The following is a 19,942-nucleotide window of genomic DNA, read 5'->3' as shown; positions in this document are numbered from 1 at the left end:
GTTGCCGCCGACCGAGGCCGGTCAGAGGCGGTACGGGCCGGAGCGGCGGCGGCGCAGCACCCAGCCGGTGGCGATCAGCGCGGCCCCGACCAGGGTCCCGCCCACCGCGACCGTGAGGGTGCCGTAGTCCCGGACGGCCCCGCCGAGCCCGCCCATCACCCCGCGCGAGGGCGCGGCGGAGGCGGCCGGCGCGGAGGTGGCCGAGATCGTCGGCCGGGACGCGGCGGAGACCACGACGGACTGGGTGCCGGCCGTGATGTTGTTCGCGCACACCACGATCACGGTGTACGTGCCCGGCCGTACGCTCTGCCAGGCCGCCGTCTGGTGCGCGGTCGTCCCGGCCAGGGCGGAGCGGCGGCCCTGGGCGAAGCTCGTCTGCCCGGGGGCGAGCAGCGACGCCGTGCCCCAGCCGCCCTCGACCAGGGTGCACGCGCTGGTGGTGACCGACACGGTGGAGCCGTTGGTGCTCACCGAGATGCCCGGTCCCGCGGCGGCCGGCTGGGCGGCGAGGGCGAGCGTCACGGCGGCGGCCGCCGCTGCCGGGGCGATGTGCGCGAGTGGCTGGGTGTGGCGCATGGAGTCCTCCGGCGGCACGGTCGGCGGGCCGTCCCATGGGCCGCCGGAGACGGGGGATCGCCCGTGCCGTCTCCTCAGGGGCAGCCAACGCCCGCCCGGCGCCGCCCGCACGCGCGGCGCACCCGCTCGGGTGACGCCCGGTGCGATCCGGGCACCACCTACTAGCCGCCGTCCGCCCCGGTGGTCACCGTCCGTTCGGCGGAGAAGCCGCCCCAGGTGCCGTCCGGGAGCTTCGCCCGCAGCCGCACCCGGTGGTGCGCTCCCGCGTCCCGGCCCAGGTAGAAGCTGTAGGTGGCCTTTCCGCGCGGCGGAGCACCGCCCCACACCAGGGAGGTGGCGGGCTGTCCGTCGAGCTGGATCTGGTACTCCGTCACCACGCCGTCGGTGCGCGGCGCGACCCAGTCGAGGTCGAGGTAGTACGCGCCGTCCGCGCGGTGGGTCGCGGCGTGGAACGAGGTCGGCGCGGTGCCCCGTCCGTCGTCGGATCCCGGGGTGGTGAGGACGACGGACGCGCTGGCGGGGGAGAGGTTGTCGGCGGCGTCCCGGGCCCGCACGGTGAAGGAGTACCGGGTGCCCGGCCGCAGCCCGGTGACCACGGTCGCCGTCTGGCCGCCACCCACGCTGTGGATCTTCGTGCCGCCCTGGTAGACGTCGTAGGAGACCACCCGCCGGTCGTCCCGGGCGGCCGACCAGGAGAGCTGGACGGCCCGGCTGCCGACCACCCGGCCGCGCGGGTCGAGCGGCCGGGACGGAGCGGAGCGGTCCGCCGCGACGGCCGCGGGCGTCGTCGCCCGCACCTCCCGGCTGCGCGGCCCGAGCCGTCCCGCGGTGTCCAGCGCCCGCACGGTGAACACATACGTGGTCGACGGGCTGAGCCGGATGACGTCCACCATGTGCTCCGAGGCGGGCACGTCCTTCACCTTCTCGGTGCCGCGGAACACCTGGTACTCCTTGACGCCGGTGCTGGAGGTCACCGCGTTCCACATCACGTGCACGCTGGTGGCGCTGCCGGCCGCCGCGGTGACACCGGCCGGTGCCCCGGGGCCGCCGCCCTCCCCGTCGTCCGCGGCGCCCCGCCCGCACGCCGCGAGGAGCGCGAGCGCCCCGCACACCGCGGCGACACGCCCGGGGAGGCGGGACCGGCGGGAATCGGGCTGCCGAACGCGTCGCACGAGGTCTGCCTCCCCGTCAACTGCGGCGCGGAGGGCCCGGACACCGCTGCGAACAATGGTCCGGACCAATATGCCGTGTTGACGGGGCCGCATCAAGAGGGCCGGGCCGGTCCTGCTCCGTACGCGATTGCGTATGCTGAGGGACATCCCAGCCGAACTGCCCGGTCGATCCAGGGAGTTCGTGCCGTGGCGCGGACCGCTGTCGTCGCTGTTCCCGCGCCGGCGCGGGCGGCCGGGGGATCCGTGGCCCCGCGGCCCGGCCCCCGGCCGCCCGGCAGGTGTTACGGGCCGTGGGCCGTCCGGTCCCCTAACGTGTGCCGCACGATCGAATTCATCACTGATGAGATGAATGTCTGTCAATGTCCCCGAGGAGAGGGTTCCTCATCGTGCGTGTCCAGTCGCTGACCCTCGTCGCGGCGAGCGCCGCCCTGCTGGCTCCGACGACACTGCCCGTCGTTCCCGTGTCCCACCGGCCGCATCCGGAACCCGCGGCCCACGGCGAGAGCGGCACCGCCGCCGGCCTGCTGGCCCGTACGCGCCACTGCGCGCAGATCTCCCACGGCCGCTACCGCTCCGACGCGGGCGTCCGTGCCACGATCCCGGTCTGCGGCCTGCCCGGCGCGGTGTACTGGAAGGCGGACCTGGACATCGACTGCGACGGACGGCCCACCCGCCGCTGCAACCGGCGCACCGACCCGCAGTTCTCCCCGGCCGCCGCCTACGCCCAGTCCGACGGCCGGCGCCTCGACGCCGAACACCTGCCCTACATCGTCCTGCCCGCCCCCAGCCGCATCTGGGACCACCGCGACCACGGACTGCGCGGCGGATCGGTCGCCGCGGTCGTCTACCGGGGCCGGGTGCGGTACGCGGTCGTCGGCGACACCGGCCCCCGGGACGTCATCGGCGAGGCGTCCTACGCCGCCGCGCGCCGGCTCGGCATCCCCGCGGACCCGCGCACCGGCGGGGTGCGCTCGGGAGTGACGTACATCGTCTTCGAGAACTCCCGGGTCGACCGCATCGAGGACCACGCGGAGGCCGTGCGGCAGGGCGAGCGCCTGGTACGGCGGCTGGTCGGCGCGAGCGCGCGGGTCAGATGATCCCCGGCGGGACCGGACCGCCCGCACGGGCCCGCCGGAGCCGGACGGGGCGCGCCCCGCCCCCGCGGTCCCGTCCCGCCCCCGCGGTCCCGTCCCGCGTCCGGCCTCACACCTTCCGGTAGGCGTACGCGTCCGCCGCCGCCGCCTCCACCGCGTCCAGGTCGGCTCCGGTGGCGGCGGTGACGACGGCGGCCACCGCGCCCTCCACGAAGGGGGCGTCCACCAGCCGGGTGTCCTCCGGCAGCTCGTCGCCCTCGGCCAGCAGCGCCTTCACGGTGAGGACGGCGCTGCCGAGGTCGGTCAGGACGGCGACCCCGGCCCCCCGGTCCACGGACGCCGCCGCCGCGGCGACCAGTTCCGCACTGGTGCCGAGGCCACCGCCCTCCCGGCCGCCCGCGGGAGCCACCGGGACGTTGTCCGCCCCGCCCGCGAGCCCCCGCGCCAGCTCCGCCACCGAGGCGGCGACCTCGGCGCTGTGCGACACCAGTACGATCCCCACCGGCTTGTCGTCGCTCACGTCAGCCCTCCGCCCCTTCGGCCGCCTCGGTGAGGGCGGCGATCAGCAACGCCGACGAGGTGGCACCGGGGTCCTGGTGCCCGATGCTGCGTTCCCCGAGATAGCTGGCCCGGCCCTTGCGGGCCTGGAGCGGGGTGGTGTCCCTGGCGCCCTGCTCGGCGGCGGCGCTCGCCGCCGGGAACCCGTCGGCGAGCGCGTCCAGGGCCGGTACCAGCGCGTCGATCATCGTCTTGTCGCCCGGTGCCGCACCGCCCAGCTTCATCACCCCGTCGACCCCGGACCGCAGCGCCTCGGCGAGCTGGGCCTCCGTCACCTCGGGGGCGTCGCCCAGCGCCTTGCCGGTACGGCGCAGCAGGGTCCCGTACAGCGGCCCCGACGCGCCGCCGACCTTCGAGATGAGCTGCTTCCCGGCGAGGGCCAGCACCTCGCCCGGAGTGCCGGGCCGCTCCTGCTCCAGCTCCTGGCGGACGGCCGTGAACCCGCGCTGGAGGTTGCTGCCGTGGTCGGCGTCCCCGATGGCCGAGTCGAGGTCGGTGAGCCGCTGGGCCTCACGGTCGACGGACGCGGCGGTCGCCGTCATCCAGCGGCGGAAGAAATCGGCGTCGAGCACTGGAACTCCCTTGCGTGGTGGATACGCGTGGCGGATACGGTCGGCGTGCCGGCGCGGGTCACAGGCCCCAGCGCAGGCCCGGCGTGTTCACGGGAGCGTCCCACAACCGCAGCAGTTCCTCGTCGATCTGGCACAGGGTGACCGAGGCGCCCGCCATGTCGAGGGAGGTGACGTAGTTGCCGACCAGTGTGCGGGCGACGGCCACCCCGCGCTCGGCGAGCGCCCGGTGCACCTCGGCGTTGAACCCGTACAGCTCCAGCAGCGGGGTCGCGCCCATCCCGTTGACCAGCAGCAGCACGGGGTTGCGCGGGTTCATGTCCTCCAGGATCGCGTTCACCGCGAAGTCCGCGATCTCGCGCGAGGTCATCATCGGCCGCCGCTCCCGCCCCGGCTCGCCGTGGATGCCGATGCCCAGCTCCAGTTCCCCGTCGGGCAGGTCGAAGGTGGGGCTGCCCTTGGCCGGGGTGGTGACGGCGCTCAGCGCGACACCGAAGCTGCGGGAGTTGTCGTCCACCTGCCGGGCGACGGCCTCGACCCGCTCCAGCGGCTGGCCCTCGTCGGCCGCCGCGCCCGCGATCTTCTCCACGAACAGGGTGGCGCCGGTGCCGCGCCGGCCCGCGGTGAAGAGGCTGTCGGTCACCGCCACATCGTCGTCGACCAGCACCTTCGCGATCCGGATGCCCTCGTCCTCGGCGAGTTCGGCGGCCATGTCGAAGTTGAGCACGTCGCCGGTGTAGTTCTTCACGACGAACAGCACACCGGCGCCGCTGTCCACGGCCGCCGCCGCCCGCACCATCTGGTCGGGCACCGGCGAGGTGAAGACCTCTCCGGGACAGGCCGCCGACAGCATGCCGGGACCCACGAACCCGCCGTGCAGCGGCTCGTGCCCCGATCCGCCGCCGGACACCAGCGCGACCTTCCCGGCCACGGGGGCGTCCCGCCGTACGATCACCCGGTTGTCCACATCGACCGTCAGCTCGGGATGGGCGGCCGCCATACCGCGCAGCGCGTCCGCGACGACGGTCTCGGCTACGTTGATCAACATCCTCATGAACATCTCCCGGTGATCTGGCGGGCGTGGTGGGCCGAAGCACTCCTACCGGCAGTATCGGCCTTGCGCGAGCGAAGGTCACGTGTGGCGACCGCACAGGTGAATGGGGCAGTGAATGGGGCAAACGGGTGCCCCGGCACGGTGCGTTGCCGGTGGGCGGGCCGGGACCGGCGCTCAGGGCACCCGCAGCGCCAGCGCCGCCACGTCGTCCTGCTGCCGGTCGCTCATCCGGGTGAGCAGTTCGTCGAGGAAGACCGGCAGGGGCTCGCGGGCCAGTGCGGTGGCGTGCTGGCGCAGCCGGGTCAGTCCGCGTCCGATGTCCTCGCCGGGCCGTTCGATCAGGCCGTCCGTGTAGAGGAGCACGGTGGACCCGGAGGGCAGTTCGCAGGTCGCGGTGGTCCGGGCGAGGGCCGGGTCCACGCCGAGGACCGGGGCGCTCGCCTCCTCCAGCAGGACGGTACGCCCGTCGGGCCGGGCCAGCAGCGGCGGCGGATGACCGGCGTTGGTCCAGTGGAGTCGCCACGGCGCGGTGGCGTCGGTGGTGGGTGTTTCGAGGCGGGCGATGACGGCGGTGACGAGTTCGATGCCGGTCAGGCCCTGCATGACGCGGTCCAGGCGGCTCATCACCCCGGCCGGGTCGTCGCCGCTGTCGTAGGCGAGGGCGCGGAGCATGTTGCGCAGCTGGCCCATGCGGACGGCGGCGGCCAGGTCGTGGCCGACGACGTCGCCGATGGCGAGCACCGCCGAGCCGTCGGGGAGCGGGAAGGCGTCGTACCAGTCGCCGCCCACCTCGGCGCGCTCGCGGGCGGCCACGTAGCGGGCGGCGAGCTGGAGGTGGGCCAGACCGGTCAGGTCGGGCAGCAGGGAGAGCTGGAGCTGTTCGGCGGTGTACTGCTGGAGCGCGTACAGCCGGGCGTTGTCCAGCGCCAGCCCCGCCCGGTGCCCCAGATCCGCCGCCAGCGCCTGCTCCTGCTCGTCGAACACGGCACCCGGCGCGCGCCGCACGAACGTGAGCGCGCCGAGGACCTGGCGGCGCACCAGCATGGGCACGATCAGCGCGGTCCCGGCGTCCAGCATGCGGTACAGGGCCCACTGGGCGGACTGGAGCGGGTCTGCGGGGTCGGGCAGCCCGACGCCGGAGACGACGACCGGCCCCGCGCCGCGCAGCACCTTCGCCAGCGCGGCGGACGAGTCGTCCGGACCGGGCAGCAGCCCGCCGGGCAGCACCCGCAGCGACCGCTCGGGCTCCCGGTCCGTGATCGCGAGCCGCCGCAGCCGCTCGCCCTCGGCCACGTCGACCACACAGGCGTCCGCCAGATGCGGCACGACCAGCCGGGCCAGTCGGCGCAGCGCCTCCTCCGCGTCCAGGCCCGAGGCCAGCGCCCGGCTCGCCTCGGCCAGCAGCCGCAGCCGGGCCGCCCCCGCGTCCGGCTCGTGCTCCGTGTGCGGCGCCCCAGGCTGCCGTGGATCCCGTTTCATCGCGCTCCTCTCGGCACCCGTCCGAATGTATAGCGTTCCGTAGGCAGGTCTGAACGGTCCGTGAGGAACGAACCCGGCGGCGGACACGGCCGACGTCGGGGTTTGCCGCGCGCACAGCGGGAAACAGTGGGAAGCAGACGTTGTCCCCGGCGCGGTCCGCGCGCCGAGCGGTGGTGGATCCCGCCGTGGCCCCCGGTGCGCCGGAGGCCGAACCGCCGACCAGGCCGATGGTTCCTGTCGTCCGACCCGCGTGCGCCCGCGCACCGGAGGAAGGCAGGACCATGGCCGCCGACCGCGCCGCTCCCGACCGGGCCGACCCGGGCGCCCCGCGCGTACCGAGCGTGCTGTTCCCCGACGGCGCCGACCGGGCCGGCATGTCGCCGCCCGAGCCGGACTGCTTCCGCGACCTGAACCTGGACCAGCTCGTCGACGCGCTCGAACTGTGCCGTCCCGCCTACGGTCTCGCGCCGTTCTTCCGGGCGCGGCCGGGGGACCTCCGTACGGTCGGCCACCGGCAGGCCGTCTTCCGGGACCTGGCGGAGCTGCCCGCTCTCGCCGACCGGCTCGACGGCTTCGGCGAGCGGATGCGCGAGGTGCGGGACCGGCTCCGGCGCGCCGGCGCGATGCGCCACCGCTACCAGGCGGCGGACTGGTCGCTGGAGGCGGTGCACGCCTACACCGCGGCGTGCGCGGGGCTCGCCAGGGACCTGGCCCGCGCCGCACCGCGCTCCCCGGCCCTGGGAGCGATCGCCGCGTACGCCGGTTCCTACGTCGCCTCCGCCGCCTTCACCGCACTCGTTCGGGACGCGCGCCGCCTTCAGGAACAGCTGGACGACGTCCACTACTGCCTGCTCATCACCCCGGGACGGGTCAGGGTGAGCGCCTACGAGGGGCAGGGGGACTACGGCGCCGAGGTCCTCGCCGACTTCGAGCGGTTCCGGCAGGGGGAGGCGAAGGACCACCGGTCCCGCTTCCGCTCGGACGAGGTGATGAACCATGTCGAGGAAGCCGTCCTGGACCGGGTCGCCCTGCTGTACCCGGACGTCTTCGCGGAGCTGGAGCGGTTCCGCGAGCGGCACGCGGACTTCCTCGACCCGGGGATCACGGCCTTCGAGCGCGAGATCCAGTTCTATCTGGCCTACCGGGCGTTCACCGCGCCGCTGGAGCGGGCCGGGCTGCCGTTCTGCCTGCCCGAGGTGCTGGAGGGTGCGAAGGGCGACCGGGAGCTCGCCGCGGAGGGGATGTTCGACCTCGTGCTCGCGGACAAGCTCGTCCGGGAGGGGGCCGAGTCGGTGCTCAACGATTTCCGGCTGAGCGGGCCGGAGCGGTTCCTCGTCGTGTCGGGGCCGAACCAGGGCGGCAAGACGACGTTTGCCCGTGCGTTCGGACAGCTGCACCACCTGGCCGCGCTCGGCTGCCCGGTCCCCGCGCGGCGGGCCCGGCTCCTGCTGTGCGACGGGCTGTTCACCCACTTCGAGCACGGCGAGCGCCTCGACGACCCCGGCGGAAAGCTGTACGACGACCTCCTCCGCGTGCACGCCGTCCTGGAGCGGGCGGCACCGGGCGGCGTCGTCGTCCTCAACGAGGTGTTCACCTCCACCACCCTCGACGACGCCGTGCTGCTCGGCGCTCGCACCCTCGAACAGTTCATCGACCGCGGCCTGATCGGCGTCTGCGTCACCTTCGTCGACGAACTGTCCAGGCTGGGCGAGGCCACCGTCAGCATGGTCGCCGCCGTCGACCCCGCCGACCCGGCCGTGCGCACCTTCCGCATCGGACGCGGCCCCGCCGACGGCCTCTCCCACGCCGTCGCCGTCGCCGAACGCCACGGGCTCACCCACGACCGCCTGCGCGCCAGGATCCGGCCGTGAGGGCGCGGCTCCTGCACCGCGACCGCGACCCGGCCTGGGACACCGCGCCCGGCCCGCAGGAGGACGACCTGACGCGGGACCTGGACCTCGGGACGCTGTACGCGGCGATGGCCGACGGCGACGCCTTCCTGTACGAATGCGCCCGCCGGGTCATGATGTCCCCGCTCACCGACCCGGAGGAGATCCGCTACCGGCAGGACGTCCTGGCCGACTGCCTGCGGCAACCGGAGACGGTCCGCGAGCTGTACGCCCTGGCCACCGAGGCCCTGGCCCGCGAGAAGCGCGTCTTCGGCAGCTTCGTACGCTCCCCCGAGGCGTCCCTCGCCCGCTCGCTGGACGTCCTCGCTCTGTTCCTCGAACTCCTCCAGCGGCTGCGGCACCTGGCCGACACCCGTGCCGGGGAGTTCCGCTCCGCCGGGTTCCGCCGGTTCTTCGCCATGCTGGCCACCGAACTCGACGACGACTGCCTCACCCGGCTGCGCGGCCACGCCGAGCGGCTGCGCTTCCGCGGCGGTGTCCTGGTCAGCGCCCGGCCGACCAGTGGCTGCCGGGGCGCGGGGTACGTGCTGCGCGAACCGCCGCACAAGCGCGGCTGGCGCGACCTGTTCACCTCCTCCGGGCCCCCGGCGTACACGTACCACCTGCCCGAACGCGACGAAGCCGGGGCCAGGGCGCTCGGCGAGCTGCGTGGGCGTGGCCTCGACCTCGCCGCCGACGCGCTGGCCCGCTCCTGCGACCACATCCTGGCCTTCTTCACCGCGCTCCGCCGCGAACTGGGCTTCTGCACGGGCTGCCTCAACCTGCGCGCGGTGCTCGCCGCCCGGGGCGCGCCGGTGTGCCGCCCCGATCCCGCGGCACCGGGCACACCGGTCCTCACCTGCCGCGGCCTGTACGACGTGTGTCTCGCGCTGCGCGGCGCCGGGCCCGTCGTCGGCAGCGACGTGGACGCGGACGGGGCCCGGCTGCTGGTGGTCACGGGGGCCAACGAGGGCGGCAAGTCCACCTTCCTGCGTGCCGTGGGACTGGCCCATCTCATGGCGCAGAGCGGCATGTTCGCCGCCGCCGACTCCTTTGCCGCCGACCCGCGCGACCAGGTGTTCACCCACTTCCGGCGGGAGGAGGACCCGGACATGGTCAGCGGCAAACTGGACGAGGAGCTGGCGCGGATGAGCGGCATCGCCGACCGCCTCACCGCGCGCGGCCTCGTCCTGTTCAACGAGTCGTTCGCCGCCACCGACGAGCGGGAGGGCGCGGAGATCAACCGGCAGATCCTGCGCGCCCTGACCGAGGCGGGGGTGAAGGCGGTGTGCGTCACCCATCTGTACGAGCTGTCCCACGGCCTGTACACACACCGCCCGCACGGCGCCGGCACCGTGTTCCTGCGCGCCGAGCGCACCCCCGACGGCCGCCGCACCCACCGGCTGGTCGAGGGCCCGCCCGAGCCCACCGCCCACGGCGCCGATCTGTACGCGCGCGTCTTCGGCGAGCGGCCGGCGGCTCCGGTGGGCGCGGCACTCCTCGACGAGCGCGGAACGGGACGCCCATGGACTGGCTGCGCACCGCGGTCACGGCCGATCTGATCGGCCTGGCCGCCAACTTCGACAACTGGGGGGTGGGCCTCGCCTACGGCGTCGCCGGGATCAGGTTCCCGCACCGGATCAACGCGCTCGTCAACACGGTCGGCCTGGCCAGCGTTCTGTTGGGCGCGTACGGCGGAGACCTCGTCTCCCGCCGGGTGCCCCCGGCCGCCGCCGGCCTGGTCGCGTGCGGGGTGCTCGTGTCGGTGGCGCTCCTCTACCTGTACCAGATGTACGTACGGCCCCGCCGCGTCCACCGCACCGCACCGCCGGTGTCCGCACCCCCCGGCCCGCGCCAGGGCCTGCTGCTCGGTGTCGGCCTGTCGTTCACCAATGTCGCCAACGGCTTCGGGGCCACGGTCTCGGCGGCGGTCCCGCTGTGGGGCGTCGCCGCGGCCGTCACGTTCTGGGGCTACGCGATGATCTGGCTCGGCAACAGACTGGGGACCGGGGTGGCCGCCAGGGTCGTCGGCGCCTGGTCGCCCGCCGTCGCCGCCGCCGTGCTGATCGGTGTCGGCGTGCACGAGGCGACCGGGACATAGCGCGGCTCCGGGCCCGCGTCGCCCGGCCGTACGGTCACTTCGAGGGCACCGGACGGTACAGGAGCAGGGCGGCGGGCGCCGCCGTCAGGGTCAGTGTGTCGGGGGCGGCGGCCGCCTCGCCGTCGTAGGCGTAGGTCAGGCCGCGCAGACCGGCCAGCCGCAGCCGGGGCACGACGTGCTGTTCGGGAAGGGCGAGCGCGTGCGGTGCGTCGACCGCCTCGGCCAGCAGGGCGACCAGCCGGCCGTGCCGCTGCCCGGCGTCCGCGTCGAGCAGCCGCACGTCGAGCAGGCCGTCCGACAGCCGCTCGCGCGTCGGCAGGGCGTGCAGGGAGTGCTGCCGGTACACGCCGTTTCCCGCGAAGAGCAGCCAGAGGCGGCGTGGCGTGCCGTCCAGGCGCAGCGCGAAGGGCCGGGCGGTGCCGCTCGCGAAGGGCAGCGCCAGCGCGGTGGCGGCCCGCCGTCCGCAGCGGGGGCGGACCAGTTCCCGGAAGCGGACCAGATCGGCGTAGGCGCCCAGGGCGAAGGTGTTCAGGAACACCCGGGGCGGCCGGTGGGCGCCCGGCGTGCCGATCAGGGCCACGTCGACGGCCGCTCCCCGGCCCTCTTCCACGGCGGTGGCCGCCACGGAGACGGAGCGCAGACCGGCCGCGGCGGCGAAGTGGTCGAGCGCGCCGCCGGGGAAGACGGCGAGCGGGAGGCCGTGGCGCAGCGCGGCGCGGGCCGCCGCGTTGACCGAGCCGTCGCCGCCGACCACCCCCAGCGCCCCGCCCGCCTCGGCCGCCGACCGGGCGGCCGCCTCCAGGGCGGCGGGCAGGCCGCCGGGGGAGCGGACGGTGACCGGGCGGGCCCGGGGCAGCAGGCTCCGCAGCTCGGCGAGGGCGCGCTCCGCGCCGGTGGCGGCCGGGTTGGCCACCACCCGCAGTCCGGCCCCGCCGGGCAGCGGCCGTATGCGGGACGGGTCCGCGCGCCCCGTCGGCGCCGGACGGCCCCGCCGCTCCGCGGCCATGGCGCGCTCAGCCCCGTCCGGACGTCACCGGGAACGGAACGGGGGGAGCGGGGGCGGCGCCGACAGGGCGCGGGTGACCCGCGTGCCGTTCCGCGGGCGCCACAGGTTGCCCAGGTAGGGCGCGTACCGGCGCCCGCCCCGGTGGAAGAGGCCCGGCAGATGGCCCGCCAGCGGCGGCTTCATGTCGAGAGCGCGCAGCCGGGAGAACGCCACGAATTCGGCCGTCATGCCCTCCTCACGGGAGGAGGGCGTCTGGCCGGGCGCGCCGTCTGCGGTGAACACCAGGTCCACGGTCCGCCGCCCGGTGTCCGGGTCGACGGCCTCCAGGACGAACGCGACCCGGGCCGGTTCCACCGCGAGGCCGGTCTCCTCGCGGGTCTCGCGGCGGGCGCAGGCCACCATGCTCTCGCCCGCGCGGGGGGTGCCGCCGGGCAGCACCCAGTCGTCCGCGCCCCGGGCGGTGCGGTGGACGAGCAGCACCGACTCGCCCCGGAAGACGACGGCGGAGCAGCGCAGCAGGACATCGTCGGGCATCCTCATGCCGATCTCCTCGCAGATGATGTGCGGGTGTTACCGGTAGAGGCCATCAGCAGGAGGTCCTGCGGTTGTGGCGAGCCCCATCGCCATGGCGATGCCCTCCTATTGTGGCGTACGTCCCCGGTCCGTCCGCAAGTCCTCCGCGCGGTCCGGCGGACCCCGCGCGCGGCCCGGCCGGTCACGCGATGCGCAGCCGGATGCCGACCCAGGTGGTCGCGACGCCGCCCGCCGCCATGGCCAGCGCCCACAGGACGGGGCGGGCGGTCAGGAGACGGGCGAGCATGGCGCCGAGGCAGGACAGGGCGAGGACGGCGAGTGCCACGACGATCCACGGCGGGCCGGGCAGGACCGCGCCCAGCGCGAGCGGCAGCGCGGCCCCGGCGAAGCTGGACACACAGGCGACGAGCGCGGCGCGCCAGGACCGCAGCAGGGCGAGCCGCCCCAGGTGCGTGGCGGCCATCTTCCGGCCGCGGCCGAGGCTGAGCTGCCGGGTGATGTGCGCGAGATGGGCCCGGCGTTCGGCGTAGTCGGCCACCATGACGGTGAAGGCGGCGGTGACCAGCGCGGCGCAGCCGACCCGCACCGCCAGGCTCCAGCTGACCGGGGTGCCGGACCCGGTGAGGGAGGCGGAGGCGAGGGTGAGGGCGTTGAGCAGGCCGTCGGTGATCCCGAGGACGAGGGGGAGCCGGACGGCCCCGGCGGCCTTCGTGAGGGAGACGGTCATCTCTTGCGGGGGGTCCGGTCGAGTGTGTAGGCGCCCGCGACCACCTCGTCGGTGCTGTGCACGACGGCACCGGCGTGCTCGATGGCCCGCTGGATGGCCGTCAGGTCCAGGGCGTCGCCCTCGATGGTGACGTCGGTCCCGATGGTCTCGACGTCGATCTCGGTCACGGAGATGTTGACGGCCTGGACGCCCGGCACGTTCTCGATCTTCTGCGCCAGATGGGTGAGGCTCGGCTCGCTGATGGCCATGTCGACATCGAGGACCAGTCGGCGGATCGGCATGAGCGGTGTCCTTGTCGGAGTGCCTGCGTGTCCTGTCGGTGTGCCTACGCGTCGGACCGGTCGTCCGGGGTGAAGCGGACCAGTTCGCATTCCTCCAGGATGGCCGCCCCTTCGGAGACGATCCCGTCGAGCTCCGGCAGGAACGCCCGTACCTTCTCCGGGGAGTCGGCGAAGACGACCGCCATGGGCAGGTCCTCGCTCAGGGACAGGATGCGCTGGGTGTGGATGCGGGAGTGGGCCCCGTAGCCCTCGACCCCGCGGAAGACGCTGGCCCCGGCGATGCCGGCCTTGTGCGCGCGGTGCACGATCTCGGTGGCCAGGGGCTTGTGGTGCACGGTGTCGTTCTCGCCCACGAAGACGGTGACCTTCAGGCCGGGGCGGGTGTGCCTGCTCATGTGCGGTTGCTCCGTTCGGTTGATGTACTGCTCGGAAGTGCCGGGTGCGGGGGCGTTCTCACCCGGTGTCCTCGGGGGGCGCCGCGGCGGGGACCACGAGCACGGGCAGGGCGGCCCGCTCGGTCACCCGCCGCACCACGTCGCCCAGCGGCCGGGCCCGCAGATGGCTGTCCGCGCCGTGGCGGCCCAGGACGATCAGGTCGCAGCCGTGCTCGGCGGCACTCGCGACGAGGTCGGCGGCGATGTCCGTGCCGGTGCCCCAGTCCAGTCGGAGCTGCCCGGCGAAGGGCGGCAGCGCCTGCCACGCCCGGTCGAAGCGCTCCTGCACCCAGGCGCGCTGGGCGCCGAGGTCGCGGGTGCGCTCACCGCCGGTCTCGGTGTGCTCGGACGGTACGAGCACGGCGCGCACCAGGACGCCGCCCCGGTCGCCGGCCAGCGCCACCGCGGCCGCCAGCGCCGCGCGGGCGGCGGGCGAGGCGTCCCAGCCGACGAGGATCCTGTGGAACGGTGACGCGGTCATCGGCTTCCTCCTTCACCGGGCCGGGCCGCGGGAACGACCGCCGCAGGGCCGGTCATGACAGGGCCGCCACGAGGGCCAGGGCGCCGACCAGGACGATCAGCATGTAGGTCAGATAGGCGTCCAGGCGGCCGCACTGGAGGCGCTTGGCCGCGGCCACCAGCGCGCGCAGCGGACGGTAGAACGGCTGGTACAGATACACCTCGACGACCTCCACCACGTCGGACGCGTAGTCGAGGGTGCCTCCGGTCGCCGCCGTGCGCACCGGCCCGGCGCCCTCCGGTCCCGGTTCCCCTTCCGGTTCCGGTGCCGGAGGGTCCCCGGTGCCCGGTCGCGCGGCGACGGCGGGTGCGATGCCGGTGGGTGTGGCGCGGGTGCGGGTGCGCAGCACGGCGCCCAGGACACGCCGGGTCGGGTTGGCGTACCCGAAGGGGGTGTACCGATCGTCGCCGTGCACACCGCCGCTCGCCGAACGCCACGCCGGCACCCGCCGCACCCGCAGGGCCCCGCCGCGCGAGGCCGCCACCAGCAGCACCAGGACGCCCGCGCACAGCACCGGCATCACCACCCACAGCCAGCTCGGGGAGAGGCTGGAGAACCCGGCGAAGACGGGCTGCACGACCCAGGGCGAGACCAGCGCGCCCAGGGTGGCGTCCCGCGGCACCAGCGGTTCGAGACCCGCGCTGATCACCCGTAGCTGAAGCGGTGTCAGGGCGGCGGCGGCCAGGCCGCCCAGGGCCAGCAGCAGGACGCCCGCGCGCCCCGCGATCCCCAGGTCCGCCCGGCACGGGGCACGGCGGGCCGGACGGTCGTCCCGGGGGCCGAGGACGACCATGCCGACGATCCGGACGAAGGTGACCGAGGCGAAACCCGCGGTCAGCGCGATCAGGGCGCCCGCGACCGCGAGGGCGAGTCCGTAGGGGAAGGCGGAGTACCGGAACTGCTGCATGAGGCTCTCCAGCAGGAACCACTCCGAGACGAAGCCCGCGGTGGGCGGCAGCCCGGCGAGGGTGACGGCACCGGCGGCGAGCCCGCCGGCCGCCCACGGCAGCCGGCGCGCGGTGCCGCGCAGCTGTTCGAGGTCGCCGGTACCGGCGTCCGACTCGACGGCCGCGGCTCCGGCGAAGAGCAGTGTCTTGGCGACCGCGTGCGCGATCGTCTGGAGCGTGGCGGCGAGCAGCCCGGCGGCGGTGAGCCGTTCGCTGCCCGTGAGCGCGCCGACGAGCGCGACGGCGTACCCGGTGCAGATCAGGCCCGCGTTCTCGATGCTGGACCAGGCGACGACCCGCTCAAGTCGGGCCTGCACGGCCGCGTGCGCGATGCCGAGGAACGCGGTCAGCGCGGCCAGCAGAAGCAGGGTGACGGCGAGCCAGGCGGGCGGCGGACCCAGCAGCGCGAAGGTGCGCCACAGACCGTAGAAGCCCGCGTTGACGGCGACGCCGGCCAGCACCGGGCGCAGTCCCGCGGGCGCGGCGGCGTAGCCGCGGGGCAGCCACACCTGCACGGGGACCAGCCCGGTCTTGACGGCGAAGGCCAGGACGAGCAGCGCCCAGGTGGCCGAACGCGCGGTGCCCGCGGGCAGCTCCGCGAGCCCGGCGAGGGAGAAGTCCCCGGTGCGGGCGGTGCCCGTCAGCAGACCGAGCAGGAGCGCGGCACCGGACACCTTGCCGAAGCCGAACGTCGCCACGGCCGGACCGATGCGGCGGTGCCCGGCCGCGGTCAGCAGATAGAAGCCGAGGGTGATGCCCTCCCAGGCCATGACGAACAGGAAGACGTTGTCCGCGCTCTCCACCACGGCCACGGAGGCGAGGACCAGGGCGTGGTAGGCGGCCGGGCCCCGGCCGGGCCGCCGCGCGGACGCCCAGCCCGCCGCGGTGAGACAGGCGGCGACGGCGACGGCGAACGTCAGCAGCCAGAACAGCCCCGAAAGACGGTCGACGCGCAGGGCGGCCGTGCCGAACCCCAGAGTGTCGCCGAGGTCCAGGCGCGGGGCGCGCCCCGTCCGGCCCAGGGCGAGCGCGCCCACCGCCGCCAGGCAGCCGCTGCCCGCCGCGCACAGCAGATACGGCACGGCGTACGGCGCTCGCCGCCCCGGCAGGACGTCGAAGAGAGCGGCGGCGGCGAACAGCAGCAGACCGGCCGCGATCAGCTCACTCACCCCGGCCTCCCTCCGTCGTCTCGCCGTCCGGCGGCTCCCGGTCCGCGCGGCCGAGCCGGCCGGTGGCCAGCAGCAGCGCCTGGAGCAGCGAGAACGGGCTCGGCGGCGACCCCGGCACCCAGATGTCGACGTCCAGCAGGCCGCCGATGCCCGAGTGCGTCGCGTAGGACCCGGCCCACATGCCGCCGCTGCACGCGTCGGTGCCGGCGGCGATCACCACGACGGGTTGCGCGGTCGCCTCGTAGGTGCGCCGCAGCGGCGCGGCCATGCCCCGCGCGCCCGCCCCGGTCACCATGAGCACATCGGCGTGGCGCGGACTGGCCGTCAGGAACAGGCCCAGCCGATGGATGTCGTAGACCGGGTTCGTCAGGGCGGCGATCTCCCACTCCTCGCTGCCGTCGGAACCGGCGTCCACGTGCCGGATGTGCAGGGAGCGGCGGAAGCGCGCGGTCCGCGCCGCGAGCCGGGCCCGCAGAGCGGCGACGGCCGCCTCGTCCTCCGGCACCCGGGGCACCACGAGCGCCGCCCGCGCGACGGCGGCCGTCGCGGCGCCGGACGCCCGTGCGAACACGTCGGGGCGGACCCGGACACAGCGCCGGCACAGCACGCAGCGCCCTCGGTCCAGCCGGGGCGTGCCGTCGGACGCGGCGTCCAGCGCGCCGGTGGGGCAGATCCCGTCGAGCTCGGCGCGGGTGACGCGGGGCGCGGCGGGCCGCACGGTCACGGCGGCCGGGAAGTCCCGCTCGTACGGGTCGGTCCCGCGGGGGTAGCGCGTGGTGACGATCCCCTCCCGCAGCCCGCGCACGAACCAGGGCGTCACAGCGCCACCCCCGCGATCGAGAGACCGAAGCTCGCCTCGATGAACGGGAAGTCGGTCAGGACGTCCCCGGCGAACACCTCGTGGAACAGCACGAGGTTGTGGAAGGAGGCCGACCGCGGCACACAGCGGCTGATCCGGCCCTCCCGCAGCCGCAGCAGGTACAGCGTCTCGCCCTGCGGTGCCTCGGCCGAGCCCACCGCGAACCCGCTCGGCGCGTCCGGGACCGGGACGCACAGGGCCGCGTCGCCGTCGAGGGCGCGCAGTTCGCCGCTGGTCTGGTGCAGCAGCTCGAAGGAGCGGGTGAGCTCCGCCCCGCGGACCAGGGTGCGGGCCATGACGTCGCCCTCGGCGAACTCGGGCGGCGCGCCGAGCCCCAGGGACGGATAGGCGTCGTACGGGCGTTCGTAGCGGACGTCGGGGCCCGCTCCCGAGGCCCGGCCGAGCGGTCCGAGCGCGCCGTGCGCGCGGGCGACGGCCGGCGGCAGCGGGCCGGTGCCGCGCAGCCGGTCGAGGAAGGAGGGGGTGTGCAGGGCGGCGCGCCAGTCGGCCCGCACGGCGTCGCGCAGCGCGGCGAGCGCGCCGTCGAGAGCGGCGGGGGACAGGCACGGCAGACCGCTGACACCGCCGGGCACGACCGCGCCCCGCCCGAAGCGGCTGCCGCACAGCCGGCCGGTCAGCCGCAGGACGCGCTCCTTGTGCAGGGCGAACCGGGCGGTGGCGACGGCGAGTCCGGCGGCGTCGGTGAGTTTGACCATGACGTCGAGATGGTTGGCGACCCGCTCCAGTTCGGCGTAGAGCACCCGGACCAGGCGGGCCGCCCAGGGCACGGTGAGACCGGCGCACCGCTCGACGGCGTGGCAGAACGCGAGGGCGTGCGCGACCGAGGCGGTGCCCTCGACGCGCTCGGCGGCCGCCATGCCGTCCTCGACGGTGCGGCCCTCGAAGCGTTTGGAGACGCCGCGGTGCTTGTGGAACACACGGATCTGGACCCGCGGGATGTCCTCGCCCGGGGTCTCCACCAGGTACTCGACGGACTCCACGACTCCGGAGCGCACCGGGCCGTGCGGGATGGTGAACACGCCCGGACCGATGACCGCGCGCGGGAGCGCCGACTCGTCGGGCACGAGCGGGCCCGGGGCGCGCGCGGTCCCGGGCAGCGGGGTCCGGCCGGGCTCCTGGAGCGGCAGCAGCAGCGGGTCGAGCCGCGGATGACCCTCGGGGACGACGCCGAACAGGTCGTGCAGGGCCCGCTCGTACCAGAACGCGGCCGGGAGCCACGGGCTCAGCGACGGATACGTCAGGCGTCCCGGCGGCAGGACCGTCTCCAGCACCAGCGGCTCGGCCCCGCCGCTCGGGAACAGCACGGCGAGCAGCCGTACCGAGCCGTCCGCCCCGCCGCTGCCGAACAGGCCCGCGAACCGTGCTCCGGGCCGCCCCTCGCCCGCCGCCGTGCCCCGCAGCACCCGGCCCCAGGCGGCGGTGCTCAGCCGCCGTACGCCGCTGTCCGGTGCCGGTGCCGGTGCGCTCATGACACGCCTCCCAGTTCCGCCGCGCCCCGGGCCAGCAGCGCGGCCAGCGCGTCGGGCGGGTGCACGCCCAGGACCACCAGGGCCACCAGGCCCGCCGCCACCGGCACCACCATCCACACACTGCGCGCGCCCGGCTCCCCGGCTCCCGGCGCGCCGTCCGCGGGGGCCGGGGTGAGCACGACCTGGGTGGCGGCGACCGCCAGCCCGAAAAAGGCCAGCGTCACCAGCACCACGAGCACCGCTGCCACCCCGTGGTGCCCCGACTCGAGGCCGCCCGCCACGATCTGGAACTCGCTGCGGAAGATCCCGGACGGCGGCAGCGCGGACAGCGCCAGGACCGCGGCCAGGAACATCGGACCCGACCAGGGCAGCACCCGGGCGGCGCCGCGCAGCCGGCGGATCTCCTTGGTGCGGTACGCGCGCACCAGCGCACCGGCGCCCATGAAGGCGTTGCCCTTCGCCGCCGCGTGCGCCAGGACGTGCAGCAGCACACCGGCCAGCGCGATCGGCGCGCCGAAACCGACACCGACGGTGAGGATCCCCATGTGCTCGACGCTGGAGTACGCGAGCAGGCGCTTGATGTCGTGCTGGTCCAGGACGTACAGGGCGGCCAGCAGCAGCGAGGCGACCCCGAGGACCAGCAGCACGGTGCGCGGGAAGTGCGGGCCGAGCGTGCCCGCGGCCACCTGGTAGTAGCGCAGGACGGCGTAGAAGCTGACGGCGAGCAGGGAGCCGGAGAGCATCGCGGAGACGGTGCTCGGCGCCTCGGCGTGCGCGTCGGGCAGCCAGGTGTGCACCGGCACCAGCCCCGCCTTGGTCCCGAATCCCAGCACGGCCAGGACGAAGGAGAGCCGCACCGCGGTGTGCGGCAGGCGTGTCGCCGCCTCCAGCAGCGGGGCGAACCCCAGGTCGTACGTCTGCCCGAGCACCCGGGAGCCCGCGTAGTACATGAAGATCGTGGCGAGCAGCGCGATGCCCAGCCCCGCCGAGGCGAGCAGCACATACTTCCACGCCGCCTCGGTGGCGCCCTCGGTGTTCTCCACGGCCACCAGCAGGGCCGAGACGACGGTGGTCACCTCGACGGCCACCCACAGCAGGGCCAGCCCGTCGACCAGCGGCGCGCACAGCATCGACCAGGCGAACAGGTTGAGGCCGACGTAGAAGCGGCGCGCGTAGCGGGGGAAGTCGCGGCTGCGCTCGTCGTGGCGCAGATAGCCGACGCTGTGCGCGGCGCAGCAGGCGTAGACGAACGCGGTCGCCAGCACGAACACGGTCGACAGAGCGTCGGCCCGCAGGATGCCGGTGTGCAGGGCGTGCCGGCCGCCCTGGGGAACGAGGGCACAGGCGAGCACGAAGCAGGAAGCGCCCGAGGCCACGGTCAGGCACTGCGTCAGGCGCACCGGCGCGGTCAGGGCGGCCGCCGCCGGGAGCAGCGGCAGCAGGGCCAGCAGGGTCAGTACGGCGGTCACGGTCTCTCCTCGCC

Annotated in this window: 20 protein-coding genes and 1 riboswitch; of the genes, 4 read left to right on the top strand and 16 right to left on the bottom strand. The window is 75.2% G+C overall.

All coding sequences use genetic code 11. The features are described 5' to 3' along the window. Positions 1-21: 21 nt before the first annotated feature. Together R4Z62_RS03035 and R4Z62_RS03030 are read right to left on the bottom strand one after the other, a co-directional pair. Positions 22-576: a hypothetical protein gene (locus R4Z62_RS03035; protein ID WP_064531270.1), complete on the bottom strand. Its 555-nt coding sequence runs from the start codon at positions 574-576 to the stop codon at positions 22-24. A 161-nt stretch (positions 577-737) separates the two neighbouring features. Next, positions 738-1,748, bottom strand: a complete 1,011-nt coding sequence (locus R4Z62_RS03030) for a fibronectin type III domain-containing protein (RefSeq protein WP_491519049.1) — start codon at positions 1,746-1,748, stop codon at positions 738-740. A 386-nt stretch (positions 1,749-2,134) separates the two neighbouring features. Here R4Z62_RS03030 and R4Z62_RS03025 point away from each other — a divergent pair, with 386 nt between their 5' ends. Then, positions 2,135-2,845 (top strand): glycoside hydrolase family 75 protein, encoded by a 711-nt coding sequence (locus tag R4Z62_RS03025; protein ID WP_389598167.1) that lies wholly within the window; start codon positions 2,135-2,137, stop codon positions 2,843-2,845. Positions 2,846-2,951: 106 nt separating this feature from the next. Here the strand turns inward: R4Z62_RS03025 and R4Z62_RS03020 are convergent, their stop codons facing one another. The 4 genes from R4Z62_RS03020 to R4Z62_RS03005 all read right to left on the bottom strand — a co-directional run bounded on the left by R4Z62_RS03020 (position 2,952) and on the right by R4Z62_RS03005 (position 6,502). Further along, positions 2,952-3,362: a PTS-dependent dihydroxyacetone kinase phosphotransferase subunit DhaM gene (locus R4Z62_RS03020; protein WP_018570841.1), complete on the bottom strand. Its 411-nt coding sequence runs from the start codon at positions 3,360-3,362 to the stop codon at positions 2,952-2,954. Between the two features lies 1 nt (position 3,363). Then, a complete protein-coding gene (gene dhaL / locus R4Z62_RS03015; protein WP_382847603.1) occupies positions 3,364-3,972 on the bottom strand; it encodes a dihydroxyacetone kinase subunit DhaL in 609 nt (202 codons plus the stop codon). Between the two features lie 58 nt (positions 3,973-4,030). Continuing rightward, positions 4,031-5,023 (bottom strand): dihydroxyacetone kinase subunit DhaK, encoded by a 993-nt coding sequence (gene dhaK / locus R4Z62_RS03010; protein ID WP_064531266.1) that lies wholly within the window; start codon positions 5,021-5,023, stop codon positions 4,031-4,033. Between the two features lie 174 nt (positions 5,024-5,197). Continuing rightward, positions 5,198-6,502, bottom strand: a complete 1,305-nt coding sequence (locus R4Z62_RS03005) for a PP2C family protein-serine/threonine phosphatase (RefSeq protein ID WP_064531265.1) — start codon at positions 6,500-6,502, stop codon at positions 5,198-5,200. Between the two features lie 281 nt (positions 6,503-6,783). Here R4Z62_RS03005 and R4Z62_RS03000 point away from each other — a divergent pair, with 281 nt between their 5' ends. The 3 genes from R4Z62_RS03000 to R4Z62_RS02990 are packed head-to-tail and all read left to right on the top strand — an operon-like array spanning position 6,784 to position 10,492. Beyond that, entirely contained in the window at positions 6,784-8,373 is a 1,590-nt protein-coding gene (locus tag R4Z62_RS03000) for a MutS-related protein (RefSeq protein WP_355485187.1), read from the top strand. Beyond that, positions 8,370-9,953, top strand: a complete 1,584-nt coding sequence (locus R4Z62_RS02995) for a MutS-related protein (RefSeq protein ID WP_064531264.1) — start codon at positions 8,370-8,372, stop codon at positions 9,951-9,953. The genes R4Z62_RS03000 and R4Z62_RS02995 overlap by 4 nt, the downstream gene beginning before the upstream one ends. Beyond that, complete coding sequence (locus R4Z62_RS02990; RefSeq protein WP_064531263.1) at positions 9,917-10,492, top strand: manganese efflux pump MntP; 576 nt, start codon at positions 9,917-9,919, stop codon at positions 10,490-10,492. The genes R4Z62_RS02995 and R4Z62_RS02990 overlap by 37 nt, the downstream gene beginning before the upstream one ends. 34 nt (positions 10,493-10,526) lie before the next feature. Here R4Z62_RS02990 and R4Z62_RS02985 read toward each other — a convergent pair whose 3' ends face one another. The 10 genes from R4Z62_RS02985 to R4Z62_RS02940 all read right to left on the bottom strand — a co-directional run bounded on the left by R4Z62_RS02985 (position 10,527) and on the right by R4Z62_RS02940 (position 19,928). Further along, positions 10,527-11,498, bottom strand: coding sequence for a diacylglycerol/lipid kinase family protein (locus R4Z62_RS02985; protein ID WP_491519048.1), 972 nt, complete (start codon positions 11,496-11,498; stop codon positions 10,527-10,529). A gap of 24 nt (positions 11,499-11,522) precedes the next feature. Beyond that, positions 11,523-12,038 carry an NUDIX hydrolase gene (locus R4Z62_RS02980; RefSeq protein WP_491519047.1) on the bottom strand — a complete coding sequence of 172 codons (516 nt, stop codon included), beginning with the start codon at positions 12,036-12,038 and terminating at the stop codon, positions 11,523-11,525. Between the two features lie 30 nt (positions 12,039-12,068). Next, a riboswitch (Fluoride riboswitch) is annotated at positions 12,069-12,132 on the bottom strand. A gap of 81 nt (positions 12,133-12,213) precedes the next feature. Then, a complete protein-coding gene (locus tag R4Z62_RS02975) occupies positions 12,214-12,759 on the bottom strand; it encodes a hypothetical protein (protein ID WP_382847612.1) in 546 nt (181 codons plus the stop codon). Beyond that, positions 12,756-13,040: a DUF211 domain-containing protein gene (locus R4Z62_RS02970; RefSeq protein WP_491519046.1), complete on the bottom strand. Its 285-nt coding sequence runs from the start codon at positions 13,038-13,040 to the stop codon at positions 12,756-12,758. Before R4Z62_RS02970 ends, R4Z62_RS02975 begins: the two co-directional genes overlap by 4 nt. Positions 13,041-13,084: 44 nt before the next feature. Beyond that, a complete protein-coding gene (locus R4Z62_RS02965; protein ID WP_064531258.1) occupies positions 13,085-13,435 on the bottom strand; it encodes a DUF190 domain-containing protein in 351 nt (116 codons plus the stop codon). A gap of 58 nt (positions 13,436-13,493) precedes the next feature. Then, positions 13,494-13,955 carry a universal stress protein gene (locus R4Z62_RS02960; RefSeq protein ID WP_491519045.1) on the bottom strand — a complete coding sequence of 154 codons (462 nt, stop codon included), beginning with the start codon at positions 13,953-13,955 and terminating at the stop codon, positions 13,494-13,496. Between the two features lie 52 nt (positions 13,956-14,007). Continuing rightward, positions 14,008-16,110 (bottom strand): proton-conducting transporter transmembrane domain-containing protein, encoded by a 2,103-nt coding sequence (locus tag R4Z62_RS02955; RefSeq protein ID WP_491519044.1) that lies wholly within the window; start codon positions 16,108-16,110, stop codon positions 14,008-14,010. Further along, positions 16,103-16,930 (bottom strand): NADH-quinone oxidoreductase subunit B family protein, encoded by an 828-nt coding sequence (locus R4Z62_RS02950; protein ID WP_491519043.1) that lies wholly within the window; start codon positions 16,928-16,930, stop codon positions 16,103-16,105. Before R4Z62_RS02950 ends, R4Z62_RS02955 begins: the two co-directional genes overlap by 8 nt. Next, positions 16,927-18,459 carry a hydrogenase large subunit gene (locus R4Z62_RS02945; RefSeq protein ID WP_491519042.1) on the bottom strand — a complete coding sequence of 511 codons (1,533 nt, stop codon included), beginning with the start codon at positions 18,457-18,459 and terminating at the stop codon, positions 16,927-16,929. Before R4Z62_RS02945 ends, R4Z62_RS02950 begins: the two co-directional genes overlap by 4 nt. Next, complete coding sequence (locus R4Z62_RS02940) at positions 18,456-19,928, bottom strand: proton-conducting transporter transmembrane domain-containing protein (RefSeq protein ID WP_491519041.1); 1,473 nt, start codon at positions 19,926-19,928, stop codon at positions 18,456-18,458. Before R4Z62_RS02940 ends, R4Z62_RS02945 begins: the two co-directional genes overlap by 4 nt. Between the last annotated feature and the right edge of the window lie 14 nt (positions 19,929-19,942).

This window comes from Streptomyces sp. PL-25, from assembly GCF_058344915.1.
The sequence above is the reverse complement of the archived record's forward strand: the minus strand, read 5'-3'. Positions and strand labels throughout refer to the sequence as shown.